We start from the raw sequence: 24825 nt of genomic DNA, 5'->3' as shown, positions 1-24825 counted from the left end.
GCTAGTAAAATCTCAACTCACGATAAAAAAATGCACTGATTGATTACATCAGCGCACTTTTATACTTATCCTACTTTAGCAGCCAATTCTTCTGCGAATTGTTCCAAGCGTTCAATGTCTTCTTCCTCAGCAGAAAGATCAACTTTAACACACTCTGAACCTTTTTCTGCTCCTGTTGACACAAAGACACGGTCAAAGTCATCAACAGCCTTACAGAATTCATCGTAGAAGGTATCTCCTGAGCCGACCACTCCGTAGATTTTGCCATTCAAGTTGAGGTCAGCTAGGTCTTCGTAGAAGTCCATCATCTCATCTGGCAATTCTCCATCACCATAAGTATAGGTCGCAACGATAGCGATGTCTGCTTCCAAGAAGTCTGAAGCGTCAACAGTTGTACATTCATCAACATCAACATCCAAGCCCAAGTCACGTAATTTGTCTGCTACAATATCTGCAATTTCTTCGGTATTACCGGTCATACTGGCAAATACAATTTTTGCTAATGCCATATCGTCCTCCTCAATTTATCTTTCTCCATTATATCACATCTTTTTCATTTTAAAAATAAAAATTCTTGTGCTACAATGAAATGAGAAAGAATTGAGGTTATTTATGGAAATTTGCCATCAAATTTTAGAAAAAATCAAAGAATACGACACGATTATCATTCATCGACATATGAAACCAGACCCTGATGCCTTGGGAAGTCAAGTGGGCTTGAAAGCTCTTCTCAAACATCATTTCCCTGAAAAAACCATCAAAGCCGTTGGTTTTGATGAACCAACTCTTACTTGGATGGCGGAAATGGATCTTGTTGAAGATAGTGTCTACCAAGGGGCACTTGTCATCGTCTGTGATACGGCTAATACTGCTCGTATCGATGATAAGCGCTATCGTCAAGGTGATTTTCTCATTAAGATTGACCACCATCCAAATGATGATGTATATGGTGACCTATCTTGGGTCGATACTAGTTCAAGTAGCGCTAGTGAGATGATTACCCTATTTGCCCAAACAACTCAACTGGCCTTATCAGATCGTGCTGCTGAGTTGCTCTTTGCAGGAATTATCGGTGATACAGGTCGCTTCCTCTATCCTTCTACCACTGCACGAACCCTCCGACTGGCGGCTTATTTGAGAGAACATAAGTTTGACTTTGCGGCTCTCACTCGCAAAATGGACACTATGAGTTACAAAATTGCTAAACTTCAAGGCTACATCTACGACCATCTTGAAGTGGATGAAAATGGCGCAGCTCGAGTGATTCTGAGTCAAGAAGTCTTGAAACAATTCAATGTTACCGATGCTGAAACTGCCGCTATTGTAGGAGCTCCTGGTCGGATTGACAGCGTCAGTCTCTGGGGAATTTTTGTGGAGCAGGCTGATGGCCACTACCGAGTTCGCTTACGCAGTAAAATCCATCCTATTAATGAAATTGCCAAGGAACATGATGGAGGAGGCCACCCTCTAGCAAGTGGTGCTAATTCCTATAGCTTAGAAGAAAACGAAATCATCTACCAAAAGTTAAAAAACTTGCTTAAAAACTGATAAAATACTTGCCAAACTTTTCAGAATCTGATAGACTAGTATGGTAACAATCTATGGCTCGCAAAGAGACCATGGCAGAAAGGAAATATTGCAAAATGAAAAAAGATATCCATCCAGAATATCGCCCAGTTGTCTTCATGGACACAACTACTGGTTACCAATTCCTTAGCGGTTCAACAAAACGCTCTAACGAAACAGTTGAGTTCGAAGGCGAAACTTACCCATTGATCCGTGTGGAAATTTCATCAGACTCACACCCATTCTACACTGGACGTCAAAAGTTCACTCAAGCAGATGGACGCGTGGATCGTTTCAACAAAAAATACGGTCTCAAATAATGATAAAAAAGAACAGTTTCAACTGTTCTTTTTTGTTTCTTGAAATCAACTGCTGTTTTCATGTTCCAGACTCATACTCTTCGAAAATCTCTTCGGTAATTTAATGTTAGGGGATTTATACTAACAATAGACTTTTAACCCTAAAATTGATAAAATAAAAAGGAAAATAAGATAAAAGGAAACTATAAATCACCATGATGAACATGCAAAAATTGAACATACTGTTTTTAATTTTTGTAAACATCAAAAAGGTTGGTTTAAAAGGATTTTTAAGTCCTTAAGATTTTTTATCCAACACTACTATTCACGCATCCAAGACAAAATCTTGGCAAAAAAATACAGTAGCAAAGAGTACACCAAACTACCACTCATTATGGGCGGTAGTTTTCTTTTCGTCTAAAATAGAGATAAAAAGATAGGTGGTAGCCTTATGCGTTACGGTTATGTTCGAGTATCTACAAAAGAACAAAATATTGATAGGCAATTTTCAGCCTTAGTAGAAAATAAATTATCAAAAGAAAATATTTTTATTGATTACGTTTCAGGAAAAGATTTTGACAGAATGGAATATCAAAAACTATTAGCTACCTTGAAAGAGAATGATGAATTGGTTATTAAATCAATTGATAGGTTGGGAAGAAACTATGATGAAATTTTAGAACAATGGCAATCAATTACTAAGAAAAAGAAAGTGAATATAACTGTTTTAGATTTCCCCTTATTAAACACAAAGAATAGCGATGACAATATCACAGGAAAACTAATATCCGATATCGTTTTGCAAGTTCTATCTTATGTGGCACAGTTTGAAAGAGAACAAATCAAACAAAGACAAATGGAAGGAATACGAGAAGCAAAGAAAAAAGGGAAAAAATTCGGTAGACCAAAATTGCTTGCCCCGGATAATCTCCCTGATGTAATAGCTCAATATACCAAAAAAGAAATAACCTTACGAGAAGGTGCAGACATCTTAGGAGTATCAAAAAGCACCTTTCATAATTGGATAAAAAATTCATAGTTCCTGTCAAAAAACCTAGGATTTTTTGGACAGGAAATACACTTTATTTTAGAACCATTTTCGTTAGAAAAAAGGTTCTAAAATCCAGCATTTTGACCGATTATTATTACACTACCATTCTATCAAGTTTGTCCAAAAAAGTCTAGATTTTAGGACAAACTGATTACTTTACAACAAATAAAAATAGGGGGTATTAAATGAATGCACAAACAAACTAAAAAATTTACACTTGCAACTATCTCAGCTCTATCACTTCTTGGCACTGGAGTCATCACAGCTAATCAAGTATCAGCTAGCGAGAATACGAGTACTGAAAAACAAATAGACGCAACAATTACAAAAGTTGAAATTGATTATTTTGGACTTAGCTTCGAAGGAAAACTTTCAGAGCCACTACAACACGGAGGTGATAACGCTGCTAAGGGAAATGTTACCTTGATTGATAAAGCGACCGGAAAAATTGTGTACCAAAGTCACGATGCTGTCATTTTTAGTGGCTTAACTAAAGATGTCAGTGATCAATTTTTACAACCTTTATTTTATAGCAATCAATTTAAAGGTGATATTTTTGTTTCAGAACAATTTCCAGATGGAACATATATTTTGGAGATGTCTGGAGAAGCTGGTTCGCCTTACGGTGACTTAACTGATACAAGAAAACGTGTCTTTAAAGTTAGAAAAGATGTGACTATCGGAAATCCTTCGACAAATTCAAATACTAACACAACAACTCAATCAGGTTCGAATTCTAATACCTCAGGTAATTGGGTACAATCTGGTTCTCGTTGGTGGTACAAACACGCCGACGGTTCCTATACAACTAATGGCTGGGGAAAAATCAATGGTGTTTGGTATCGTTTTGACAACTCTGGCTGGATGCAAACTGGCTGGGTAAAAGACGGTAGCTGGTACTATCTCGACGGCTCAGGTGCGATGAAGACAGGTTGGGTCAAAGATAACGGTAGCTGGTACTATCTTCAAGACTCAGGCGCTATGAAAACTGGCTGGATGAAGGTATCTGGAAAATGGTACTATGCTTATAACTCTGGTGCATTGGCAATCAATACGACAACCCCTGATGGCTACCGTGTTAATTACAACGGTGAGTGGGTTTAACATACAATAGAAATAGATTAAGGAGACAATTAAATGAACAAAGTGATAAAAATTGAAGATGAAACAGTTTATGTTGGAAAAGGTAATAATGGCCAATTTACTGCAATTTCAAGAAAAAGTTTTGGTTTTGAACCACAAGTAGGTGATTACGTAGAATTTTATCAAAACGGTGATGAGTATATTGTTTCAAAAATAGATAACACATCTCCAGCTACCTCTAGTCAACATTCAAATGGAGTGAGTGATAAATCTAAACTGGCCGCAGCCCTATTTGCCTTTTTTTTAGGAGCACTCGGTGGCTACGATTTTTACATCGGAAATTCTAAACAAGGATACAAGCGTATCGGAATAACTCTGCTAGCTATCATTCCTATTTTAATGCCATTTGTTTTACTAGCAGATGCTATTTGGAATATTATAATTACTATTCAAGTTTTAACTTCCAAAACTGGTAGCAAATGGCACCAAGATGCCCAAGGTTTAGAATTGCAAGATTAAATACATGAAAAAATTATTATTTCTATTCAGTGCCAGTATTTTAACTATCTCTCTTCTAACAGCTTGCCAACCTCAGAGTGAAAACACTCCCTCAGCAAGTTCTGAAGTAACTACTTCTAGTAGCAGTTCATCTACTTCCACATCGGAAGAGAAGAAAACTGACTACACCCTATACAATACTGTCCTTAAAGAATATGCCAAAGTACTAGATGGTTCACCAGCTTCACATACAGAGGTCAATTCAAAAGCAAACTTAAAAAATACTTATCCTAACGAATATTCTGGATTACAGTATAGCTTGTATGATTTAGACCAAGATGGTACGGACGAACTTTTGATTGCCCTAAAAATGGATTCTAACTATTACGATTTATTAGATATTCGAACTCTTAAAAATGACGAAGTTATTCGACTGACCAATGCAGAAAATAATCTGGACTTTATTGGAGAACGCGTTCATTTTAATCCTTTAGAAAACGGCTATTTCCAATTATCTACTCGAGTATCTGCTAATCAAATCCAAGTCAAACTATACAAGTTGAATCAGGATAGAACACGGTTAGAGTTAGTTAGAGAATCAGATACAGAAGAGGGACTGGGGACAAAACCACCTTACCTTGACATAAGGTCTTTCTCTTGGAAATCTGTCACAAGCCTCATAAATGGAGAAATAAGCCTTCCATCAGAAAGTAAAGGAATGGATATTTCTGCAATTCAAAATGGAGATTTTTCTAGTGTCGCAGGAACTTGGAGAAATGGTACAGGTATTGAATTCACCTTTGACAAAAATGGTTTAGTAAGTGATCAGTCCAAGATTTCAATTGAACATGCTAAAGAAATTGACAACTTTCTTAAGGCAAATATACTTCCTAAAGATGGAGGTGCTGGTGGCTCTGCCCTTGCCTTTTTACCAGCTGGAACACCTCTAACCATGTCTGTCACCTCTTCTCCAGATAATGGCTATACTGACCAATCTGATACAACACAAGATCGTTTATGGTCTGGACAACAACTTATCAATGGCCACACTGACGGATTTTTCTACAAAGTAGAATAGTGTTAGTAAACCCTTGAACGAGCTCATAAAATATCTAGCAACTTTTCATAAACACATATAGGATAAATATTCTTATGCTCTTAGAATATCTATCCTATATTTTTATTCCATCTACATCCCTATCGATACTTGATAAATTCACTCTAAAAAAGATTAGACTTTTGACATCAAAATTGATAAAATAAAAAGGAAAATAATTGTAAAAGGAAACTATAAATCACCATGATGAACATGCAAAACATGATGCGTCAAGCACAAAAACTTCAAAAACAAATGGAACAAAGCCAAGCTGAACTTGCTGCTATGCAATTTGTTGGCAAATCTGCTCAAGACCTTGTTCAAGCGACATTAACTGGAGATAAGAAAGTTGTCAGCATTGACTTCAATCCAGCTGTCGTTGACCCTGAAGACCTTGAAACTCTTTCAGATATGACTGTTCAAGCCATCAACTCTGCTCTTGAACAAATCGATGAAACTACCAAGAAAAAATTGGGGGCTTTCGCTGGAAAATTGCCATTCTAAGCATAAGAAAAACAAGCATTCAAGAGAATACTTGCCTATCATGGGAGGAACAACTGTTCCTCTTTTTGATTACTAAAAATTAAAGAATTCCATGGCCTGTTTGAAAAGCAATTCCGTATACTCTGGGTCTTCTTGGGCAATGGTAACCTGCTCTTGAATCATTTCCAAATCATCCGTTATCATGCCGTCTGCACCCAAATGAACAGATTTATCAAAGGACTCTGAACTATTAATTGTCCAAACATACAATTTCTGATCGGTATTCCAAAGCTTGTTGACAAAATTTTCATCTAAAGTTGAATACTCCATGGTATAACCTGTAGCCTTGGTTCTTGGAAAAATACTATTATAAGGTAGGATGAGAAAGACTGGAATTTGAGTATCATAGGCTAAAACCTGGTCAATCACATGGTAGTCCAAGGATTGCATTTGGTGACCATTCTGCTTAAGAACAGTTCCATATTTTTCCATAAAGCGTTTCATCATATCTGGACTATCTTTTCGACTAGTTTTAATTTCAATGAGGAGTTTTTGATGCAATTCATTGGCTTTATTGAGATAGTCATCAAAACTAGACACCTTGCTGTGATAGCCATTTTCTGAAATATTGAGTTTGGTTAATTCTTCCAAAGTGAGATCCTGAGGATTGGCATTAACTCCTGTCAGATTCTTGATATTGGCATCATGCATCATGACAAACTGACCATCTTTTGTTTCCTGAACATCTGTCTCAACGAAATCTGGACTTAGTTGGGCTGTCTTTTCTAAAGATTGGACTGTATTTTGCACACCATTCTTATTAGATACTCCCCTGTGAGAGATAATCAAAGGTTTATTGGCGACTGGAGCTTCTAAATAAACATATCCCTCAAGAGCGAAAAAGATAGCTGCACATCCCATCACTCCCCATCTCATCCAGTGGTCTTTCTTTCTCCTTGGTGTAATTTCTAATTCTTCTCCTGTTAAGAAGGAAACAAATTTAATGAGAAAGTAAGTCAAGGCCATATAGTGGAAATTCTTAATCAAGACAAAGTTGATAATTCCCAGTACAAGAGACTCCTTATGGGTCAAACCATCCATCAGCACCTGACTTGCCAAGATTGGAATCAATAAAAGAATGAAAAATAGATAGGTTTTGACGACAATCCAGAGCAAGTTCCAAATATAAAACCAGGAGTGCTTTCTTGTCTTTTCTAGACTATATCTGACCGCTTCTTTCACTGTTTTTTTCTCAAATAAAAGCTGAGGTAGGGCAAACATCAAACGTACTGAAATGTAAAATAGAAGTAAAGCCAGAATAGTAACCACTATACCTACTAGCCAGTACTTGTCTTCCACATAATCAACGATAAAGTCTGGAATGACAATTTTATTGAGGTAATAAATCTTTAAAATCTTTCGAATCAATGGAAAGAGCATCATGACATAAAAGAAGATAAAGGCTATCTTGGAAAGCGTCACTTGCCTCATAAACAAGATACTTTGGCGAAAGACCTTACGACTGTACTCCAGCAAGGTCCTTTTTTCATGGCATAATAAATGCCGGGCTCCGATAAAGAGAAGTCCTATCTGGTAATAGGCGATCAGTAAATTAACGATTACCAGAACAAATAAAGCAAGACTAACAAAAGGAGAACCCGTTATAATGGCAAAAATATTGTTGTAAGATAGAAAGAGATAACCTGTCTGACGGAGCAAAAGTCCAGCAATCCAAGAATTTGATGGTAACCAGACAAACTCAATCATCATGAAAGTCAAGAAAAAGAGAAAGAGTATTTTATCTAGATTAAAGTATATCTGCTTAAAACCTAGATTTTTAGGTTTTTCAGGTTTCATAGGCACTCCTAATCAAATAATTGAGACAAGTCCAAGCCTCCAAAAGGATTATTCGAGAGGCTACTTTCTGCCCCTAACAATTCTCTAGCTTGGTCTGACTCTAGAAAGGACTCGTAAACACGCGCTGTCATACGTGCATCCTCTAGACTATTATGAGACTGACCTTGAAATCCAAGAAATGAGGCAACAGTTTGCAATTTGAGATTGGCAATGCCATGTAAATCTGAACTACGACGTTCAAAGGCTTCATCATATAGATCCACCTTATACTGTTGGCTATAATCTAAACCATGCTCTGCTAGAATAGGCAAATCACTTTTAGCAGCATTGTATCCAACCATCGGCAAAGCACCCACAAACTCTTGGAATTCTTTTATGACTTCCTCCACTGGAGGAGCATCTTTTAAGGTCTCGGCTGTAATCCCAGTCAAACCATTGATAAAACTTTTTAGAGGCACACTGGTATGAACATAGGAATCATAGACATCGATTTCCTGACCATCTCTAAAACGCACTGCCGATACTTGAATCAAGTATGTTTGCCCTTCATGCTGATTAAATTCTAAATCGAAAGCAATGTAATCTTCTAATCGTTCCATTCTATACTTCTCCCATACGGTTATTTTACTTGAGCAACTATACTATTTAGAAATAAAAGAAGCCATCAGGTTAGCATTTAACCTAAACAGCTCCTTGATTATCCTCCAAATAAACGAGCAAAAAAGCCTTTCTTAGTTGATTGGACTTCTTCTTTTGCTTGGTCCAGCTCTAGCTTAAGATTTTCTTGATCCTTCATGGCTTGAAGGGTCAATTGTTGCTGCTGATCGAGTTGTTTGTCTTTCTCAGCAATCTGACGGTCCTTGATACGCATCTGCTCGTCTTTTTCTGACAACTGACGATCCTTGGCTTTTAATTGTTCATAAAGACGAAGAATTTCTGCATTCTTCTCATCAACCAGAATCTCCATCAGTTCACGTTGCTTGACATCTTCACTGACAGGCTCATCTTCAAAAATCGTTTTTTTATAGATTTCTTCTAGCTTAATCAAGCCACTTCTGGTAACGACTGTTACCCCTTTGTCATTTTTATCTGTGTCTTCTTCTGGTAATTCTTTGACACGGTTATTGATTGCTTGACGAGATAATCCTAAAACCTCTGCAATCTCACTGACGGTCATTTCAATACTCATAATATCCTCTGAAACGTTTTCTAGCTTTTCTTTATTTAAATCTTATCATAAGCTAGATAAACTGTCAAATTTCCGCTTAATCTAAAACCTTCAAAAAGGCTAACAAGACTTGGGCAGAGCGACGTCCAGCTTCAATAATAAACTCATCAAAAGAGATGTTTGCTTCATGGTTGGCATTGTCACTCATAGCTCGGATGACTAAGACTGGAAGATCAAGAGCATGCGCTGCCTGAGCAATAGCTGCCCCCTCCATCTCAACTGCTAAAACTTCTGGGAAATGGGACTTAATCGCTTCTATCTTGTCATTTCCTGCAACAAAACTATCTCCTGTAGCAATCAAACCAAGATGCCAGCTCTGGTCCAATTGAGATAGACTCTCTTGAATTTTAGCAACAAAGGTTTTATCTGATTCGAAATAAAGCGGTTGTTGCGCCATTTGTCCATAAGCATAGCCAAAAGCTGTAACATCCACGTCATGATAGGCTAATTTGTCAGCAATCACGACATCCCCAATAGCAATACCTTCTGATACTGCCCCAGCAGATCCCGTGTTAATCAAAGCATCCACTTGGAAATGATCAGCTAAAATCGCCACACTCATAGCAGACATGACCTTACCAATTCCACTTTCTACAAGAACGACTTCATGAGAAGCAATGGTTCCTGTGTGATAGGTATTGCCTAAAACAACTTGCTCCTGGGCATTGTCTAAATGCTGGACCAGATACGCCAGTTCTTCTGGCATAGCCGCAATAATTCCTATTTTCATTTCAATTCCTTTTCTATTACAAAAGTTTCATTGCTAAGACAAGCAAAATTAAGAGAAAGACGACTGCAAATAAGATTTTATTCAGTTTAGAATTGAAGACATTTCTCTTGGTATTTTCAATGCGACGGCTTTTATGAATAGACGGTTCGACCTGAATCTTCAAGGTTTCCTGGCTAAAACCATGTTCCTTAGGATTGGCATAACCAAAACGGGAAGAAGAGGTTGGTAAAATCTTGGTTTCCTCGTCATCAAGCAAAGGGGGACCCGAAATTTTTTCGCCTCTATTAGCTCTTTCAATCATTTCATCCGTTAATAAAGGTTTACCCATACTGACCTCCTCTATTTTTTGTGCAATTCCCAATATTGAACAGCCATAATTGTCTTGGCATCACAGATATGACCTGATTGGATTAATTCCTTAGCTTCTTCTAGGCTCACTTCAAGGACTTCCAAGGTCTCATCCTCGTCCTGCGGACGCGGATTTTCCACCTTTGTCAAATCGCTTGCTCGGTATAGTTTTAACTTTTCATTACAAAAGCCAATAGCTGAATAGAAGTCATACAAGAGCTCTAACTTCCCTGTATAGGCTGTTTCTTCCTCTAATTCACGCAGAGCTGCTGCCACAGGGTCTGTATTTTCTCCTACTTCCAGTTTTCCGGCTGGAATTTCGTAAGAGACAGCCTCGATGGCTTTGCGGTACTGCTTAACCAAGATGAGTTTTTGTTCATCCGTTACTGCTAAAACACAGACAGCTCCATTGTGGAAAATCAAATCCCGTTGGGCAGTTCCCTTGCCTTCTGGTAATTCAACCTGATCTTGAACCAGTTTAAAAATTGGTCCTTGATAGATTTCTTTTCGGCTAAGCGTTTTTTCTTCAAATTCCATGACAGACTCCTACTGATTCTTAGGATGATGAGGAAGGCGAGTTGCATATTCGTCTTTGTTAACCTGACGACCGCGTCCAATGGCAATCGCATCTGCTGGAACGTCTTTGGTAATCGTTGAGCCAGCACCAACGAGGGAATTGTCACCAAGTTCTACTGGCGCAATAATGGTTGAGTTTGAACCAACAAAGACATTGTTTCCAATGACTGTCTTGTATTTGTTTTTGCCGTCATAGTTGACTGTAATGGTTCCAGCACCAAAGTTAACATGGCTACCCACTTCACAGTTTCCGATATAAGTCAAATGACCAGCCTTAGTATTCTCGCCGATAGAAGAACCTTTCACCTCAACAAAGTTACCAATATGAACTTGGGCACCCAGACTTGAACCTGGACGAATGTGGGCGTAAGGACCGACTGTTACGCCGTCTGCAACACTGCTTTCCTCAATCATAGAATTGGTAATGACAGCTCCTGCTCCAATAGTGCTGTCCACTACATAAGTACCATTTGTCAAAACAGTCTCAGCACCAATTTTCGTTTGCCCTTTCAAGGTAACATTGGCTTCAATTTGAACTTCAGGAGCAATCTCAACATCAATATCGATATAAGTTGCTTCTGGGTTGACAAAGCTAACACCGTTGACCATGTGTTGGTGATTGATGCGGCGACGCATAACCGACTCAGCAGTCGCAAGAGCCACACGGTCATTTACCCCAAGACTTTCATCAAAATCTTTCAAAGTATAAGCGCCAACTTTTTCACCAGCTTCACGGAAAATGCCAATGACATCTGTAATATAGTATTCGCCTTGAGCGTTATTGGTATTGATATTTTTCAAAGCCTCAAACAAACGCTCGTTATCAAAGACGTAAGTTCCAGTGTTGATTTCCTTGATTTGTTTTTCAAAATCTGTAGCATCCTTCTGCTCAACAATGCGAAGAACTTCAGCATTATCATTACGAACAATTCGTCCATAGCCAAAAGGATTATCCGTTTCAGCAGTCAAGATAGTCGCCACATTTTTATGATTGATGTGGAAATCAATCAAGTTTTTCAAGCTTTCACCAGTGATTAAAGGAGTATCTCCTGCAATGACCAGGGTGTGACCTGACAAACCTTCTAAAATAGGCTCTGTCATCATAACCGCATGACCGGTACCCAACTGTTCAGATTGAGTCACAAATTCTGTCTGTCCAGCCAAGACCTGCTCAACCAATTCCGCCTTGTGTCCTACAACTGTTACTGTCTTTTCAGGCTGGATAGCTCCCACACTACGGAAAACATGTTCCAACATAGAAATACCCGCAACCTTGTGCAACACTTTTGGCAAATCAGATTTCATGCGAGTCCCTTTACCCGCTGCTAAAATAATGGCATAATTTGACATAATCTTCTCTTTTCTCTAGAAATTCCCTTTTATTATACCATATTTCAAATCATTCCGCGCTCTTGAATGAAAAAATGCTCTAAAGTCCTTTCTTAACCCATTTTTTGAGTATTTTTTTTGATTTTTTTTCATTTTTAAGGTAAAATTATGAGATATGAGAAAGAAAATAAATCCGCTTATTTTGTTTGGTTTTTTTGGGATTATGATTTTCATTTTAATCCTGAATCGCCCTCGTTTTGAGGACCATCCTGTAAAAACAAAGTCAAATATCGCGCAAGTAGAAACCCAAGCGCTACACAATATAGATAAACCGGTGATTGATGTTTCTGGTTGGCAACGTCCTGAGGAAATAAATTACGATACTCTGTCTCAAAACATTTCTGGAGCTATCGTTCGTGTACATAGTGGCGCTCAGTCTTTAAAAGAAAACGATGCTTCCTTTGTTAATGGCGTAGATAAGGCCTTTAAAACCCATATTACCGAGTTTCAAAAACGAAATGTCCCAGTTGGTGTCTATGCCTTTGTAGCTGGAAAAAGTGTCCAAGAAATGGAAAAGGCTGCTGAAGTTTTTTATAACGCTTCATCGCCATACAGCCCTAGTTACTATTGGCTAGATGTGGAAGACAAAACCATGTCCAATATGAACGAAGGTGTTGAAGCCTTTCGAGCAAAACTAGAATCACTTGGTGCTAAAAATATCGGCATCTACGTTGGGGTCTACTTCATGGAAGAACACAGTATTGATACAGACAAGTTTACGTCTGTTTGGATTCCTTCCTATGGTTCTGACTCAGGATTTTACGAAGCTACTCCTAAGACTGATTTAGATTACGACATTCACCAATACACATCTAAAGGAAAAATTGCTGGCTTTGACCACGATTTGGATATCAACGTCATTTCTTCCTTAAAAAACAAAGAAGAAACCTTTAGAAAAATCTTTTTAAAACCTTAAAAGCATTTGTTTATCATTTGCTTTTTCTTTTTGTGTTTGATTGTGATACAATATAGTAAGGATTTTTTGAAATAGAAATAGTTGGAGGAACAATATGCTCTCATGGTTAGCACGTGTTATTAAAGGGATTGTCATTGCTCTTGGATTTATCTTACCGGGAATTTCCGGAGGGGTTCTAGCAGCAATCTTAGGAATTTATGAACGAATGATTGCTTTTCTGGCCCATCCCTTTAAAGACTTTAAAGAAAATGTTTTGTACTTTATTCCAGTTGCCATCGGTATGCTTCTGGGAATCGGCTTATTTTCCTACCCGATTGAATACCTGCTTGAAAATTATCAGGTCTTTGTCTTATGGAGCTTTGCGGGCGCCATCATTGGTACAGTTCCTAGCCTCCTCAAGAAATCAACTCGAGAATCTGACCGAGACAAGATTGATTTAGCTTGGTTCTGGACAACCTTTATCATTTCTGGATTAGGACTCTATGCCTTAAATTTTGTTGTTGGAACCTTAAGTGCCAGCTTTCTTAATTTCGTCCTAGCTGGTGCACTGCTGGCTCTTGGCGTATTAGTTCCTGGCCTCAGTCCATCAAATCTACTTTTGATTTTGGGTCTCTATGCTCCTATGTTAACTGGTTTTAAAACCTTTGACCTCTTGGGAACCTTCTTCCCGATTGGAGTTGGGGCAGGTGCAACTCTCATCATTTTTTCAAAATTGATGGATTACGCCTTAAACAACTACCACTCACGCGTCTATCATTTCATCATCGGAATCGTCCTTTCTAGTACCCTTTTGATCTTGATTCCAAATGCAGGAAACGCTGAAAGTATCCAATACACAGGTCTTTCTCTTGTTGGGTATGTCATCATCGCCTTCTTCTTTGCACTTGGAATCTGGCTTGGTATTTGGATGAGCCAATTGGAGGATAAGTATAAATAATGGCAAAAAAAGTTAAAATCAAAAAAACATTGGTAGAACAAATTCTGTCTAAAGCAGGCATCCCACATCAGGGGATTCAAATCAATGCCCTAGAAGGAGAGCTTCCTCAAGATTATGAACGAGATCAGATTTTCAAAACCTTGGCTCTTTTGGGAGACAAGACAGGACCGATTATCGGAATTGTCCCTATCACCCAACACTTGTCTGAAAAGAAACTAGCCAAAATTTCTGGCAATAAAAAAGTAAGCATGATTCCACAAAAGGACTTGGAAAAAACAACAGGTTATATTCATGGAGCCAATAATCCTGTTGGTATTCGTCAAAAACATAATTACCCCATTTTTATCGATAGAATTGCTCTAGACTTGGATCAAATGATTGTCTCTGCTGGGGAAGTTGGTCACAGCATTATCGTCGCGCCACAAGACTTGGCTAGCTTTGTAAAAGCTGACTTTGCAGATATCTTGGAGGGCAGCCAAGAATGAAGCTCTACTTTGTCCGCCACGGTCGTACCCTCTGGAACCAAGAAGGTCGTTTTCAAGGTGCTAGTGGAGATTCTCCCCTTCTTCCTGAATCCATTGACACCCTAAAACGACTTGGCCAGTATCTCAAGGATGTTCCTTTCGATCAGATTTATTCAAGTGATTTACCTCGAGCGGTCAGATCTGCTGAAATTATCCAAAGTCAACTCCAGATCCCCTGTCCTTTAGAAAGTGTTCCTAATCTCCGTGAATGGCAGCTGGGAAAGTTGGAAGGTTTGAAAATTGCAACCTTGGAATCTATTTACCCGCAACAAATCAAAGCTTTCCGATCTAACCTTGCTCAATTTGACACTCAAATGTTTGGAGCAGAGTCCCTCTATAGCACCACGCAACGGACCATCCAATTTATCAAATCATTAAAAGATAGTCCAGCTGAGCGTATTCTAATTGTCGGACACGGCGCCAATCTTACTGCCAGTCTTCGTACTCTTCTAGGTTATAAAGAACCACTTCTTCGTAAAGATGGAGGTCTAGCAAATGCCAGCCTGACCATTCTAGAAACCCATGATTTTGAAACATTTACTCTCAATACTTGGAATGATACTTCCTATCAATAACAGAACTTGATTGTAGCGTCAAGTTCTTTTTAGTTTTGAAAGATTATTCGTGAATTTCTTGGTTATTTATGATAAAATGGGAGTATCGCAAAAAATGACTCATCGTATTCAATTTTGAGTAAAACTAGGAGGATCCCATGTCAACAGAACATATGGAAGAACTAAATGACCAGCAGATCGTTCGCCGTGAAAAAATGGCTGCGCTCCGTGAACAAGGAATCGATCCTTTCGGAAAACGTTTTGAACGTACTGCAAATTCACAAGAATTAAAAGATAAATATGCCGACCTCGATAAAGAACAATTACACGATAAAAACGAAACAGCTACTATCGCAGGACGCTTGGTAACCAAACGTGGTAAAGGTAAAGTAGGTTTTGCCCACCTTCAAGACCGCGAAGGTCAAATCCAGATCTACGTTCGTAAGGATGCTGTCGGTGAAGAAAACTACGAAATCTTCAAAAAAGCAGACCTTGGTGACTTCCTTGGTGTCGAAGGTGAAGTCATGCGTACAGATATGGGAGAACTCTCTATCAAAGCAACCCACATCACACACTTATCCAAGGCTCTCCGTCCTCTACCAGAGAAATTCCACGGTTTGACAGACGTTGAAACAATTTACCGTAAACGTTACCTTGACTTGATTTCTAACCGGGAAAGCTTTGAGCGCTTTGTCACTCGTTCAAAAATCATTTCTGAAATCCGTCGTTACCTTGACCAAAAAGGTTTCCTTGAAGTGGAAACACCTGTTCTTCATAATGAAGCCGGTGGTGCTGCTGCCCGTCCATTTATCACACACCACAATGCCCAAAACATTGACATGGTGCTTCGTATCGCGACTGAACTTCACTTGAAACGCCTTATCGTTGGTGGTATGGAACGTGTCTATGAAATCGGACGTATCTTCCGTAACGAAGGAATGGATGCTACTCATAACCCTGAGTTCACTTCTATCGAAGTGTACCAAGCTTATGCAGACTTCCAAGATATCATGGACTTGACTGAAGGCATTATCCAACACGCTGCTAAATCAGTCAAAGGCGATGGTCCAGTCAACTATCAAGGTACTGAAATCAAAATCAACGAACCATTTAAACGTGTTCACATGGTGGATGCTATCAAGGAAATTACTGGTGTCGATTTCTGGCAAGACATGACTTTGGAAGAAGCTAAAGCTATCGCTGCTGAGAAGAAAGTTCCAGTTGAGAAACACTATACTGAAGTTGGTCACATTATCAATGCCTTCTTTGAAGAGTTTGTTGAAGAAACCTTGATCCAACCAACCTTTGTCTATGGCCATCCAGTAGCTGTATCTCCACTCGCTAAGAAAAATCCTGAAGACCAACGCTTTACTGACCGTTTCGAGCTCTTTATCATGACTAAGGAGTACGGTAATGCCTTTACTGAGTTGAACGACCCAATCGACCAACTTAGCCGTTTTGAAGCCCAAGCTAAAGCCAAAGAACTTGGTGACGATGAAGCGACAGGCATCGACTACGACTACATCGAGGCTCTTGAATACGGTATGCCTCCAACAGGTGGTTTGGGAATCGGTATCGACCGTCTCTGCATGCTCCTCACTGATACAACCACTATCCGTGACGTATTGCTCTTCCCAACAATGAAATAATCACTTATCCTCTGGCTCTTGTCAGGGGTTTTTTCGATGCAAAAAGAGATTGAGGAAAACTCAATCTCTACTTTTCACTTCTTTGGTTGCTACATCTTCTCCAAACCATTTTTGGCTAATTTCTTGGAACTTCCCTTCTTTGTACAGTTGAACAAAGGCTTGGTTTAAAGCTTGTAGTAATCTCTTGTCTGCTGGTCTAACTCCGACTGCAAAGGATTCACTTTCAAATCCTGCTGAAAAGACATTGTAGTCACTTAATATACCTTCAGACTGGAGATAGTAATTAGCATACACTCGGTCAATCAACAAGGCATCAATCCGGTCATTTTTCAAATCAATCAAGGCCTCATTAAAACTCTGGTACTGATTAGCCTTCTGATCTTTGACACGATTTTTCAATAAATCTGGCTGGGCTTCAAAGTCTAAATAACCAGAGGAACCGGCTTGGGCTCCCAAGGTTTTATCCTTCATATCCTCTACTGAACGAATCTGCTGGCTTTTCTTTGCAACCAGAACTTGCTGATTTTCCATATAAGGAATGCTAAAGGCAACCTTCTCTCGGCGTTCATCAGTGGCAGCATAGCCATTCCAAATGGCATCTATGGTTCCATTTTGCAGTTCCGTCTCCTTCATATCCCAGTCAATTGGCTGAAATTGCACCTTGACACCTAATTTTTCAGAAACTGCTTGTGCTAAATCAATATCAAAGCCTGTATATTGGCCATTCTTTTCTTCAAAACCCATGGGTACAAAGGTATTGTCAAAACCAATAGTAATGGTCCCCTGCTCTTGATACTTATCCCAGTTATCCTTCTTTGGATCACTAGCTTTCTGAGTACAAGCCGTTAAAAAGAGGGTCAGGAGCGAAACCAATACTAAAGCAATTTTCTTATTAGTCATTGGCACCTCCTACTTGGGTTCAACCTTGAGAATCTGATCTGCGATATTTTCAGCAAACTGCAAATCATGGGTAACCACAATCTGGGTCATGCCAAGTTCCCTATTTTGCAAGATCAGTTTTTCCACTTCCAAGCGTAATTCAGGATCTAGGGCAGAAGTTGGTTCATCGTAACCTATGATTTCTGGGTCAATCATCATAGCACGCGCCAAAGCTACCCGCTGCTTTTGCCCACCTGATAGTGAGAATGGATAAGCATCTGCATGTCCTGCCAGTCCTAATTGTTCCAAAAGACCTCGCGCCTTCTTCTCTGCCTCATCCCGCTTCATTCCCATGGTTTTCACAGGAGATAAGGTCAAATTATCTAGAACGGATAAATGAGGGAAAAGTTGAAAATCTTGGAATACAAATCCTAGTAGATTGCGCTTCTCAAGTTCGTCCAATTCTAAAGGTTCTCCATTATAAAAGATTTGCCCTGAATCAATGGTTTCAAGACCTGCAAGCATACGTAAGAGGGTTGTCTTACCTCCACCAGAAGGTCCAACGATAGCTAGGATTTGCTTTTCAGGAATCTTTAGACTGAAATTAGACAAAATTTGCTTTTCACCAAACCCCTTATTGATATTTCGTAATTCTAACATGGCAGCCTCCTATCTATAGTAACTGTACTTCTTCTCAACTTTTTTGGCAAGAATGGTCACAATACCAATCAAAATCAAGTAAATGGCTCCTGCCAAAAACATTGGAACCAGACTAGCATCACGGTTTGCAGCTGTGCGACTAGCCAAGATAAGGTCAGAAATACCCAGAGCATAGACCAGAGAGGTATCCTTGACCAAACTCATGACTTCATTAAAGACACTCGGAAGAACAATCTTGGTCACTTGGGGCAAGATAATATAGCGTACTGTGGCAAAAGGACTGAACTTCAAGACCTTAGCAGCCTCATATTGACCGTTAGGAATGGTATCAATCCCTCCACGGAAGATTTCAGCAAAATAAGCCGCATAATTGAGAACAAAGGCAATGATAGCCGCAGGAAGACGGTCCAAACGAATCCCAATACTTGGAAGCACATAATAGATAAAGATTAATTGCAAGAGCAAGGGTGTTCCCCGCATAATCCAAATATAAATATTAATCAGATGATGGAGGGGCTTCCAATGGACTTGCAAGGCAAAGGCAATCAAAACTCCCAAGGGAATAGAAAAAATCAAGACCAGTGCAAAAACCTGCAAAGTCATGCTTGCACCGCTCAATAAACTTGGTAATATCTCAAACAAATAAGACATACTGCACCTCCTAAAAATAATTGTTCCTATTATAGCATAAATAAACAAAATAACCAAGAATTTTTGTAAAAAAATTCTCTTTGAAAAAGAAAACTATATCTATCAAAAATGATTAGATACAGTTTTTAAAAATATATTCTTACAATCTCTCAAATAGTTCTTGCATTTGCACATCATCTGGAACTAGTTTTAAGTAAGTTTGAGCATTGACTTTTGCTTCCTCAAAGTAGCCCAGTTCACGCAAGAGATAGATATAGTGTTCTAGAAATTCTGGATTGTCTTTCAAATCTCCTGCCAACTCTTGGTAATGCTCATAGGCAGAATCCAAATCGTCCATTTCTTGATAAGAACGAGCAATCATCCACTTGGTCAAAAGATTCTCTGGCTCATCACTTTGTAAGTCCAGAATATCCTCATAGCGCTCCTGTTCTAGATAAATAGTTGCTAGACGGAGTAAAATTTCTTCCGTATCCTCAGCGTCTTCTTTTGCAGTAAGGAGGTAGTTTTCTGCACCACTGGCATCATGTAATTCATAAGAAAATTGTGAAGCTGCTAACAAGAGTCTTGTTTCAAAAGGATTTTTCTCCAAGCCTTGCTTAGCGATACGCAGGGCTTCTTGAACCTGATGTTCCTTATGCAATGCCTGACTATAACCATACTCATAGCCTTCAAAGTCAGGTGAAATGGTATCAAGCTGCTTAAAGTAGAGGACAGCTTTTTGGTATTCTTCTTGATCAAAGTAAAGACTGGCTAACTCAAAAGCTGTTAGGTCATCGTATTCTAACTCCAGGGCTTTTTCTAAAAACTCTGTAGCCGTTTCAAATTTCCCTAACTGTGCATAGGCAAAGCCAATTCGTTGATAGGTAGAAATGCCTGTTTGCTCATAAATAGTACGATTATCTAACTGGGCATAGCCTTGAATGGCCTCTTGATAATTTTCCAACTCACTATCCAACTCTGCCAAGCCCAATATCAAGAGAGGATCCTCTGAGTAAGTCAATGCTTCTAACAATTTCTCACGCGCCACATCTGTCAAACCTTCCATCTGGTAAAGGTCTGCCTTCAGAGCCAAAGCCGACACATACCAGTCACTGTCAGCTTGGATTTCTTCAAGATAGGCAAAGGCTTCTTCAATTTGACCATCCTCGCTAGCAATAGCCGCTAGATTAAGATTAACCTCTGGAAAATCCTCTACAATTTTCAGGTAAATTTCCTTGGCCTGAGGATAAAAACCAATCCCTTCTAAATAAGTGGCTAACTCATACAGAAGGTCACTTGGATCATTTTCTAAAGCTTTGACGAAATAGTGCTCAGCCTTGGTTAAATCTTGCTCCTCCAAAGCCTGTAACATCTGTTGACTATTGTTCACTCTTAGCTTCCTCTCCTTCTAGTTCATATAGGCCACTGACTACCTTATACCATTCAAAAATCGCTGAAATGACAACCTTAGCAGAGGCATAAACTGGAATACCGAGCAAGACTCCCCAGATACCAAACATGGATCCTGAAGTTAACAAAACAAAGAGAACATTAATGGGATGGATGTTTAATTGACTTCCCAAAATCAATGGAGAGACAAAACGACCTTCAATAGTTTGTTCTACGATAAAGACAATTACTACTTTCAAAAGCATGACTGGCCCAGCAATCAAGCCCAATACTAGGGCAGGAAGCATGGCTAAGAAGCTGCCTAAATAAGGAACCAGATTTAAAATACCAGCAGTAACCCCCAACGTAACTGCATAGCGTAGACCAATAATCTTGAAGAAAATCATAAACATTACCGCTACAATAATAGCCACTGTTACTTGCCCTCTAACATAATTGGACAACTGCTGGTTCACATCTGATAAAACTTGTCCAACAGGTTCTTTCAATTTCGTTGGCATGAATTGGGTCAAATAGTGACGTAGGCCTTTTCCATCACGTAAGAGATAAAAGAGCATGAACGGAACGATAATCAAGGCAACAATCACTTGAGAAGCCCCGCTAATAAAGGCGCTCACCCAGTTGACTGCTTGAGACGAAACCTTACTTGCCCAAACTGTAGCCTGACTTGAGAAGTTTGTCAAAACTTGTTCTAACTGAGGTCTGAAATCATCTGGTAAACGCTTGGTTACCAGGTCATCAATAACCCTGTCAGCATCTTCTAGGTAGACTGGAACATTCCTTGCAAAACTTAAAACCTGACGTTGCAGATTTGGAATAGCTACTGCCAATCCCCAAATGATAAAGAGAGCGATGATGACAAAGACAATACTAATCGCTATGACACGATTGATTTTATGTTTCTCCATCCAATCAACAATAGGATTCAATAAATAGTATAGTAAACCAGATAAAATGACTGGCAACATCACGACTGCCAAAAAGTCTAAAACAGGTGAAAATAGAAAACTAATCTTACTTAAAATAAAAAGATTCAGTCCCATTAATAAGGTTACCAAAAATACCGTAATTGCCTTGTTATCTAAAAACCACTTGAAAAACCAAGATAAGCTAAAATGTTTCTCTTTTTGCTCCATAAATACTTCCTTTCTATTGTTCTCTCATTATACCATTTTTAAATCAAAATAACTCTTTTTTAAAGTGCTTACATGGAGACCGCGACATAAAAAATCTCCTCAAAAGAGGAGATTCGATTAGTCTTGAATATGACGGTCTAAGTTCTTCTGATAATCAGCATTGGATTTGGCTTTTTCATCAGCAAATTTCTTGCGGAACTCATCCATTTCTTTGGAAGTGACAATCTTATCTTGGAGTTTAAGATATTTATAACTGCTATCTCCTGTTTTGTCACCAATCCAACCATCAGCACCACTACCTAATACTTTCTTCGTTACTAACATTTGGGCACCGTCTGAGTGTACAGGAATAACTAGAGCACTATCTGTTAACCAAGCTTGCGCCTTAGCATATTTAGAATAACGTTTTTGCAGATCTGTTTTTTCACTATTTGCATCATCAATCAATCCTTTGTATTTATCCAATCCAACTGTTTTAATGGCTGGATTGTCTGTTCCTGGTGCTACACCAAGAGAGCCGAGGAGACTTGGACCTGAAGTTGGATCAAATACATCTAGATAAGTTGATGGATCTGCATAATCCGGACTCCAACCACTATTAACATTAATGTCCCAATCAACATTATTATTTGATGTTGCTAGAACAGTCATGTTTCCCAATTCATCATCAGAAACCTGTTGAATGTCAACAACTACATTTTCAGAGCCCAAGGCTTCTTCAATGGATTGTTTATAAGACTGAGCTTGATGGATAAAATCTGTCTGAGTCGATGAAACTGGAAGATCTAAATGAATTGGGAACTGTACTCCATCAGCTTTAAGAGTTTTCTTAGCAGATTCAAACTTAGCTTTAGCCTTGTCTACGTTATGAAGCGAATCTTGCGCATCATCAAGACTGATATCTTTCCAGACATTATCCAATTTATCCAATTCTATCTTAGTTACTTGACCAAACGATTGGTCTCCAACTTGTACAAATGTTGGAGGAGTGAAACTTGTACGTAATTTACGAGGCGCCACTTCATCCCCAAACACCTGAGAAACAGCTGCTTTACGATCTGCAGCAAATGCCAAGGCTTGACGGAAATCTTTGTTTAAAAGTGCTTTCTTAGTAGAGGATTTTTCTACATCACTTGTTTTAGCAGTATGATTGTATGACACACGATCAATATTAGTAGACATATAGAAGACGCCACCTCTTTGTTGACCATATACAATATTATCCTTGTATTTTTCTTTTAGACGTTCATAGTTGGCAGAGTTTTTAAAGAGTGGAGCAGCTGGATAATGTCCCTCATCAAAACCACGTCCTAGAGAGTCTGCATCTTGACCATCAAAGAATGATAACTTGATATCATCAATAAAGACATTTTGCTTATCCCAGTAATTTTGGTTTTTGGTCATTTCGATAGAAGATTTCGAAGTAAGCCCCTTAAGAAGATATGCCCCATTGTATAGTATACTCGTTACATCAGTGGCCTTACCAAAATCATCTCCTTTAGATGCCAAAAAATCTCCACTCACGGGAGCAAGGACTCCCATTGTTGTTTTTGAATTCCAGAAAGATTCTGGATGGTTCAAAGTATAAACAACAGTATAATCATCTGTTGCTTTCACACCTACGGTTGAGAAATCTGTTGTTTTCCCATTTACATAGTCATCCAATCCTTTGATAGAATCCTGTACGAGATAAAGAGCCTGTGATTTCTTATCTGCTGCATGTTTCAGACCAGTTACAAAGTCTTGAGCCTTGACTTCACCATACTCTTCCCCCTCATTTGTATACCATTTGACGCCCTGACGGATTTTATAGGTATAGGTTAAACCATCCTTAGAAACAGTCCAATCTTCTGCAACTGATGGAACTAAATTTCCATATTGATCATTTTCTAGTAATCCGTCAATAACATTACCTGTAATCTGTTTAGTGCTGACATTCCCAGAAACTGTATAATCCAAAGTAACAGGATCTGATGTAAACACATAAGCATAAGTCACTGGCTTAGTAGCATCCTTATTACCATTACCAGATGAACACGCTGCTAGAACGGCAGTAGACAAAACTGCAATTCCAGTCGCTAAAAAAACTCGTTTTTTCATAGTAAGGACTCCTTTAAACATTTTATGAATTCATTATAGCACTTTTAAGAAGAAAAGTAAGGAAAACAATCTCAATGTTATTATATTTTTTAAAAAAACAATCAATTATTTTTTTAAAGTGCTTACATCTAATTGGATGTCTTTAATTGGCTTGTTTTTGTGATATAATAGTCTTATCTTTACACAGAGGTATAGTAATGAAAGAAACTGTTTATTTTGGAACTTATACACGTCGTACTTCCCAAGGGATTTACATGGCAGACTTTGATACAGAAACTGGTCTGCTTTCAAATCTAGAACTTTTTGCAGCTGAACCAAGTCCGACCTACCTTGCCTTTGACCAGCATCAACATTTATACACTGTTGGTAGTCAAGACGATAAGGGTGGAATTGCAGCCTATCAAACTAATGGCACCTTATTAAATCACGTCGTTGAAGAGGGAGCCCCCCACTGTTATGTTGCCGTTGATGAAGAGCGTGATTTGGTTTACGCAGCAAACTACCACAAGGGACAGGTCCTTGTTTATAAACGTCAGGAAGATGGTCGTCTTCTACTTAGTGATGTTGATCAACACAGTGGCCAAGGTCCACATGAAAATCAAGCTTCTCCACATATTCACTATACAGATTTAACACCTGACCACTATCTAGTGACCTGCGACTTGGGTACTGACCAAGTAATTACTTATGATCTTGATCCAGAAGGAAAATTATCTAAGCTCTATACCTATCATAGCCAGCCAGGAGCAGGCTCACGCCATATTATTTTCCATAACCATTATAAAATCGCTTATCTCATTTGTGAACTCAATAGCACTATCGAGGTTCTAATCTACGATGGTGTTGGCGAATTTGAACGCATGCAAGTCATTTCAACTCTACCAGACGGTTATAAAGGCTTTAATGGTACTGCTGCTATTCGTCTCTCTAAAGATGGGAAGTACCTCTACGCCTCTAACCGTGGCCATGATTCTATCGCAGTATATACAATCCTTGCGGACGGTAGCTTAGAGTTGTTAGAAATCGTTCCGACACATGGTCAGACTCCACGTGATTTTGATTTGACACCAGACCAAGAATTTGTCATTGCTGTCCATCAGGACTCTGACAATGCAACCGTCTTTAAACGCAATCCTGAAACTGGTCGTCTAGCAGAACTTTCTAATGACTTCCATGTCCCAGAAGCAGTCTGCATCAGTTTTGCCCCTTAAGAAAACATAAAAAAT

Annotated in this window: 27 protein-coding genes; 13 read left to right on the top strand and 14 right to left on the bottom strand. The window is 38.9% G+C overall.

Annotated features, from left to right (window positions below; translation table 11 throughout):
- Nucleotides 1-65 precede the first annotated feature (65 nt).
- Nucleotides 66-509: a flavodoxin gene (locus ACLNCV_RS07400; protein WP_001162128.1), complete on the bottom strand. Its 444-nt coding sequence runs from the start codon at nt 507-509 to the stop codon at nt 66-68.
- 103 nt (nt 510-612) lie between these two features.
- Between ACLNCV_RS07400 and ACLNCV_RS07395 the strand changes: the two genes are divergently transcribed.
- The 7 genes from ACLNCV_RS07395 (at nt 613) to ACLNCV_RS07365 (ending at nt 6097) form a co-directional block, all read left to right on the top strand.
- Nucleotides 613-1548, top strand: a complete 936-nt coding sequence (locus ACLNCV_RS07395; RefSeq protein WP_136937028.1) for a DHH family phosphoesterase — start codon at nt 613-615, stop codon at nt 1546-1548.
- A 95-nt stretch (nt 1549-1643) separates the two neighbouring features.
- Nucleotides 1644-1886, top strand: coding sequence for a type B 50S ribosomal protein L31 (locus tag ACLNCV_RS07390; protein ID WP_000710764.1), 243 nt, complete (start codon nt 1644-1646; stop codon nt 1884-1886).
- Between the two features lie 430 nt (nt 1887-2316).
- Entirely contained in the window at nt 2317-2904 is a 588-nt protein-coding gene (locus ACLNCV_RS07385; RefSeq protein ID WP_049544060.1) for a recombinase family protein, read from the top strand.
- 237 nt (nt 2905-3141) lie between these two features.
- A complete protein-coding gene (locus ACLNCV_RS07380) occupies nt 3142-4020 on the top strand; it encodes an N-acetylmuramoyl-L-alanine amidase family protein (RefSeq protein WP_239682013.1) in 879 nt (292 codons plus the stop codon).
- A gap of 33 nt (nt 4021-4053) precedes the next feature.
- A complete protein-coding gene (locus ACLNCV_RS07375; RefSeq protein ID WP_045607081.1) occupies nt 4054-4518 on the top strand; it encodes a hypothetical protein in 465 nt (154 codons plus the stop codon).
- Nucleotides 4519-4522: 4 nt separating this feature from the next.
- Nucleotides 4523-5575: a DUF6287 domain-containing protein gene (locus tag ACLNCV_RS07370; protein ID WP_084926597.1), complete on the top strand. Its 1053-nt coding sequence runs from the start codon at nt 4523-4525 to the stop codon at nt 5573-5575.
- Between the two features lie 222 nt (nt 5576-5797).
- Nucleotides 5798-6097 carry a YbaB/EbfC family nucleoid-associated protein gene (locus ACLNCV_RS07365; protein ID WP_000981526.1) on the top strand — a complete coding sequence of 100 codons (300 nt, stop codon included), beginning with the start codon at nt 5798-5800 and terminating at the stop codon, nt 6095-6097.
- A 72-nt stretch (nt 6098-6169) separates the two neighbouring features.
- On the opposite strand, the gene ACLNCV_RS07360 is transcribed toward ACLNCV_RS07365, so the two are convergent.
- The 7 genes from ACLNCV_RS07360 to glmU all read right to left on the bottom strand — a co-directional run bounded on the left by ACLNCV_RS07360 (nt 6170) and on the right by glmU (nt 12165).
- Nucleotides 6170-7933, bottom strand: a complete 1764-nt coding sequence (locus ACLNCV_RS07360) for a glycerophosphoryl diester phosphodiesterase membrane domain-containing protein (RefSeq protein ID WP_227325766.1) — start codon at nt 7931-7933, stop codon at nt 6170-6172.
- An 8-nt stretch (nt 7934-7941) separates the two neighbouring features.
- Nucleotides 7942-8532, bottom strand: a complete 591-nt coding sequence (locus tag ACLNCV_RS07355; RefSeq protein ID WP_227325765.1) for a 3'-5' exonuclease — start codon at nt 8530-8532, stop codon at nt 7942-7944.
- A gap of 98 nt (nt 8533-8630) precedes the next feature.
- Nucleotides 8631-9122: a chromosome segregation protein RocS gene (gene rocS / locus ACLNCV_RS07350; protein WP_000021242.1), complete on the bottom strand. Its 492-nt coding sequence runs from the start codon at nt 9120-9122 to the stop codon at nt 8631-8633.
- 76 nt (nt 9123-9198) lie between these two features.
- The gene (locus ACLNCV_RS07345; protein ID WP_261028680.1) at nt 9199-9891 is read right to left on the bottom strand and encodes a 5'-methylthioadenosine/adenosylhomocysteine nucleosidase; all 693 of its coding nucleotides are present in this window, start codon (nt 9889-9891) and stop codon (nt 9199-9201) included.
- A gap of 16 nt (nt 9892-9907) precedes the next feature.
- The gene (gene macP / locus ACLNCV_RS07340; protein WP_227325763.1) at nt 9908-10219 is read right to left on the bottom strand and encodes a cell wall synthase accessory phosphoprotein MacP; all 312 of its coding nucleotides are present in this window, start codon (nt 10217-10219) and stop codon (nt 9908-9910) included.
- 11 nt (nt 10220-10230) lie between these two features.
- Nucleotides 10231-10776, bottom strand: coding sequence for an NUDIX hydrolase (locus ACLNCV_RS07335; RefSeq protein ID WP_079252864.1), 546 nt, complete (start codon nt 10774-10776; stop codon nt 10231-10233).
- Nucleotides 10777-10785: 9 nt separating this feature from the next.
- Nucleotides 10786-12165, bottom strand: a complete 1380-nt coding sequence (gene glmU / locus ACLNCV_RS07330; RefSeq protein WP_084930169.1) for a bifunctional UDP-N-acetylglucosamine diphosphorylase/glucosamine-1-phosphate N-acetyltransferase GlmU — start codon at nt 12163-12165, stop codon at nt 10786-10788.
- Nucleotides 12166-12319: 154 nt separating this feature from the next.
- Here glmU and ACLNCV_RS07325 point away from each other — a divergent pair, with 154 nt between their 5' ends.
- The 5 genes from ACLNCV_RS07325 to lysS all read left to right on the top strand — a co-directional run bounded on the left by ACLNCV_RS07325 (nt 12320) and on the right by lysS (nt 16784).
- Nucleotides 12320-13120, top strand: a complete 801-nt coding sequence (locus ACLNCV_RS07325; RefSeq protein ID WP_049544045.1) for a glycoside hydrolase family 25 protein — start codon at nt 12320-12322, stop codon at nt 13118-13120.
- Nucleotides 13121-13214: 94 nt separating this feature from the next.
- Nucleotides 13215-14057, top strand: a complete 843-nt coding sequence (locus ACLNCV_RS07320) for a DUF368 domain-containing protein (protein WP_227325762.1) — start codon at nt 13215-13217, stop codon at nt 14055-14057.
- A complete protein-coding gene (locus ACLNCV_RS07315) occupies nt 14057-14542 on the top strand; it encodes an aminoacyl-tRNA deacylase (RefSeq protein WP_261013777.1) in 486 nt (161 codons plus the stop codon). Before ACLNCV_RS07320 ends, ACLNCV_RS07315 begins: the two co-directional genes overlap by 1 nt.
- Nucleotides 14539-15156, top strand: coding sequence for a histidine phosphatase family protein (locus ACLNCV_RS07310; protein WP_227325760.1), 618 nt, complete (start codon nt 14539-14541; stop codon nt 15154-15156). Before ACLNCV_RS07315 ends, ACLNCV_RS07310 begins: the two co-directional genes overlap by 4 nt.
- 137 nt (nt 15157-15293) lie before the next feature.
- Entirely contained in the window at nt 15294-16784 is a 1491-nt protein-coding gene (gene lysS, locus ACLNCV_RS07305) for a lysine--tRNA ligase (protein WP_000102452.1), read from the top strand.
- 60 nt (nt 16785-16844) lie between these two features.
- On the opposite strand, the gene ACLNCV_RS07300 is transcribed toward lysS, so the two are convergent.
- The 6 genes from ACLNCV_RS07300 to ACLNCV_RS07275 all read right to left on the bottom strand — a co-directional run bounded on the left by ACLNCV_RS07300 (nt 16845) and on the right by ACLNCV_RS07275 (nt 23599).
- Nucleotides 16845-17684 carry an amino acid ABC transporter substrate-binding protein gene (locus tag ACLNCV_RS07300; protein WP_000182482.1) on the bottom strand — a complete coding sequence of 280 codons (840 nt, stop codon included), beginning with the start codon at nt 17682-17684 and terminating at the stop codon, nt 16845-16847.
- A 9-nt stretch (nt 17685-17693) separates the two neighbouring features.
- Nucleotides 17694-18323 carry an amino acid ABC transporter ATP-binding protein gene (locus ACLNCV_RS07295; protein WP_000891750.1) on the bottom strand — a complete coding sequence of 210 codons (630 nt, stop codon included), beginning with the start codon at nt 18321-18323 and terminating at the stop codon, nt 17694-17696.
- Between the two features lie 9 nt (nt 18324-18332).
- Nucleotides 18333-18974, bottom strand: a complete 642-nt coding sequence (locus ACLNCV_RS07290) for an amino acid ABC transporter permease (RefSeq protein ID WP_000120839.1) — start codon at nt 18972-18974, stop codon at nt 18333-18335.
- 139 nt (nt 18975-19113) lie between these two features.
- Nucleotides 19114-20343 (bottom strand): tetratricopeptide repeat protein, encoded by a 1230-nt coding sequence (locus ACLNCV_RS07285; RefSeq protein WP_261142299.1) that lies wholly within the window; start codon nt 20341-20343, stop codon nt 19114-19116.
- Nucleotides 20333-21499, bottom strand: coding sequence for an AI-2E family transporter (locus tag ACLNCV_RS07280; RefSeq protein ID WP_261020603.1), 1167 nt, complete (start codon nt 21497-21499; stop codon nt 20333-20335). Before ACLNCV_RS07280 ends, ACLNCV_RS07285 begins: the two co-directional genes overlap by 11 nt.
- A gap of 117 nt (nt 21500-21616) precedes the next feature.
- Nucleotides 21617-23599: a peptide ABC transporter substrate-binding protein gene (locus ACLNCV_RS07275; protein ID WP_424845046.1), complete on the bottom strand. Its 1983-nt coding sequence runs from the start codon at nt 23597-23599 to the stop codon at nt 21617-21619.
- A gap of 197 nt (nt 23600-23796) precedes the next feature.
- Here ACLNCV_RS07275 and ACLNCV_RS07270 point away from each other — a divergent pair, with 197 nt between their 5' ends.
- Nucleotides 23797-24810, top strand: a complete 1014-nt coding sequence (locus tag ACLNCV_RS07270) for a lactonase family protein (protein ID WP_261126753.1) — start codon at nt 23797-23799, stop codon at nt 24808-24810.
- Nucleotides 24811-24825 lie beyond the last annotated feature (15 nt).

Source organism: Streptococcus sp. CL5.50, assembly GCF_049738015.1.
Lineage (GTDB): Bacteria > Bacillota > Bacilli > Lactobacillales > Streptococcaceae > Streptococcus > Streptococcus mitis_CA.
Note: the sequence above shows the minus strand (reverse complement) of the source record. Positions and strands in the feature narration are given on the sequence as shown.

Coding starts and splice junctions, on each gene's coding strand:
- ACLNCV_RS07360 (WP_227325766.1), bottom strand. CDS start 7,933: ATGAAACCTGAAAAACCTAAAAATCTAGGTTTTAAGCAGATATACTTT.
- ACLNCV_RS07280 (WP_261020603.1), bottom strand. CDS start 21,499: ATGGAGCAAAAAGAGAAACATTTTAGCTTATCTTGGTTTTTCAAGTGG.
- ACLNCV_RS07345 (WP_261028680.1), bottom strand. CDS start 9,891: ATGAAAATAGGAATTATTGCGGCTATGCCAGAAGAACTGGCGTATCTG.
- ACLNCV_RS07365 (WP_000981526.1), top strand. CDS start 5,798: ATGATGAACATGCAAAACATGATGCGTCAAGCACAAAAACTTCAAAAA.
- ACLNCV_RS07335 (WP_079252864.1), bottom strand. CDS start 10,776: ATGGAATTTGAAGAAAAAACGCTTAGCCGAAAAGAAATCTATCAAGGA.
- ACLNCV_RS07275 (WP_424845046.1), bottom strand. CDS start 23,599: ATGAAAAAACGAGTTTTTTTAGCGACTGGAATTGCAGTTTTGTCTACT.
- ACLNCV_RS07270 (WP_261126753.1), top strand. CDS start 23,797: ATGAAAGAAACTGTTTATTTTGGAACTTATACACGTCGTACTTCCCAA.
- ACLNCV_RS07325 (WP_049544045.1), top strand. CDS start 12,320: ATGAGAAAGAAAATAAATCCGCTTATTTTGTTTGGTTTTTTTGGGATT.
- ACLNCV_RS07370 (WP_084926597.1), top strand. CDS start 4,523: ATGAAAAAATTATTATTTCTATTCAGTGCCAGTATTTTAACTATCTCT.
- macP (WP_227325763.1), bottom strand. CDS start 10,219: ATGGGTAAACCTTTATTAACGGATGAAATGATTGAAAGAGCTAATAGA.
- ACLNCV_RS07400 (WP_001162128.1), bottom strand. CDS start 509: ATGGCATTAGCAAAAATTGTATTTGCCAGTATGACCGGTAATACCGAA.
- glmU (WP_084930169.1), bottom strand. CDS start 12,165: ATGTCAAATTATGCCATTATTTTAGCAGCGGGTAAAGGGACTCGCATG.
- lysS (WP_000102452.1), top strand. CDS start 15,294: ATGTCAACAGAACATATGGAAGAACTAAATGACCAGCAGATCGTTCGC.
- ACLNCV_RS07300 (WP_000182482.1), bottom strand. CDS start 17,684: ATGACTAATAAGAAAATTGCTTTAGTATTGGTTTCGCTCCTGACCCTC.
- rocS (WP_000021242.1), bottom strand. CDS start 9,122: ATGAGTATTGAAATGACCGTCAGTGAGATTGCAGAGGTTTTAGGATTA.
- ACLNCV_RS07385 (WP_049544060.1), top strand. CDS start 2,317: ATGCGTTACGGTTATGTTCGAGTATCTACAAAAGAACAAAATATTGAT.
- ACLNCV_RS07390 (WP_000710764.1), top strand. CDS start 1,644: ATGAAAAAAGATATCCATCCAGAATATCGCCCAGTTGTCTTCATGGAC.
- ACLNCV_RS07290 (WP_000120839.1), bottom strand. CDS start 18,974: ATGTCTTATTTGTTTGAGATATTACCAAGTTTATTGAGCGGTGCAAGC.
- ACLNCV_RS07315 (WP_261013777.1), top strand. CDS start 14,057: ATGGCAAAAAAAGTTAAAATCAAAAAAACATTGGTAGAACAAATTCTG.
- ACLNCV_RS07395 (WP_136937028.1), top strand. CDS start 613: ATGGAAATTTGCCATCAAATTTTAGAAAAAATCAAAGAATACGACACG.
- ACLNCV_RS07295 (WP_000891750.1), bottom strand. CDS start 18,323: ATGTTAGAATTACGAAATATCAATAAGGGGTTTGGTGAAAAGCAAATT.
- ACLNCV_RS07310 (WP_227325760.1), top strand. CDS start 14,539: ATGAAGCTCTACTTTGTCCGCCACGGTCGTACCCTCTGGAACCAAGAA.
- ACLNCV_RS07355 (WP_227325765.1), bottom strand. CDS start 8,532: ATGGAACGATTAGAAGATTACATTGCTTTCGATTTAGAATTTAATCAG.
- ACLNCV_RS07320 (WP_227325762.1), top strand. CDS start 13,215: ATGCTCTCATGGTTAGCACGTGTTATTAAAGGGATTGTCATTGCTCTT.
- ACLNCV_RS07375 (WP_045607081.1), top strand. CDS start 4,054: ATGAACAAAGTGATAAAAATTGAAGATGAAACAGTTTATGTTGGAAAA.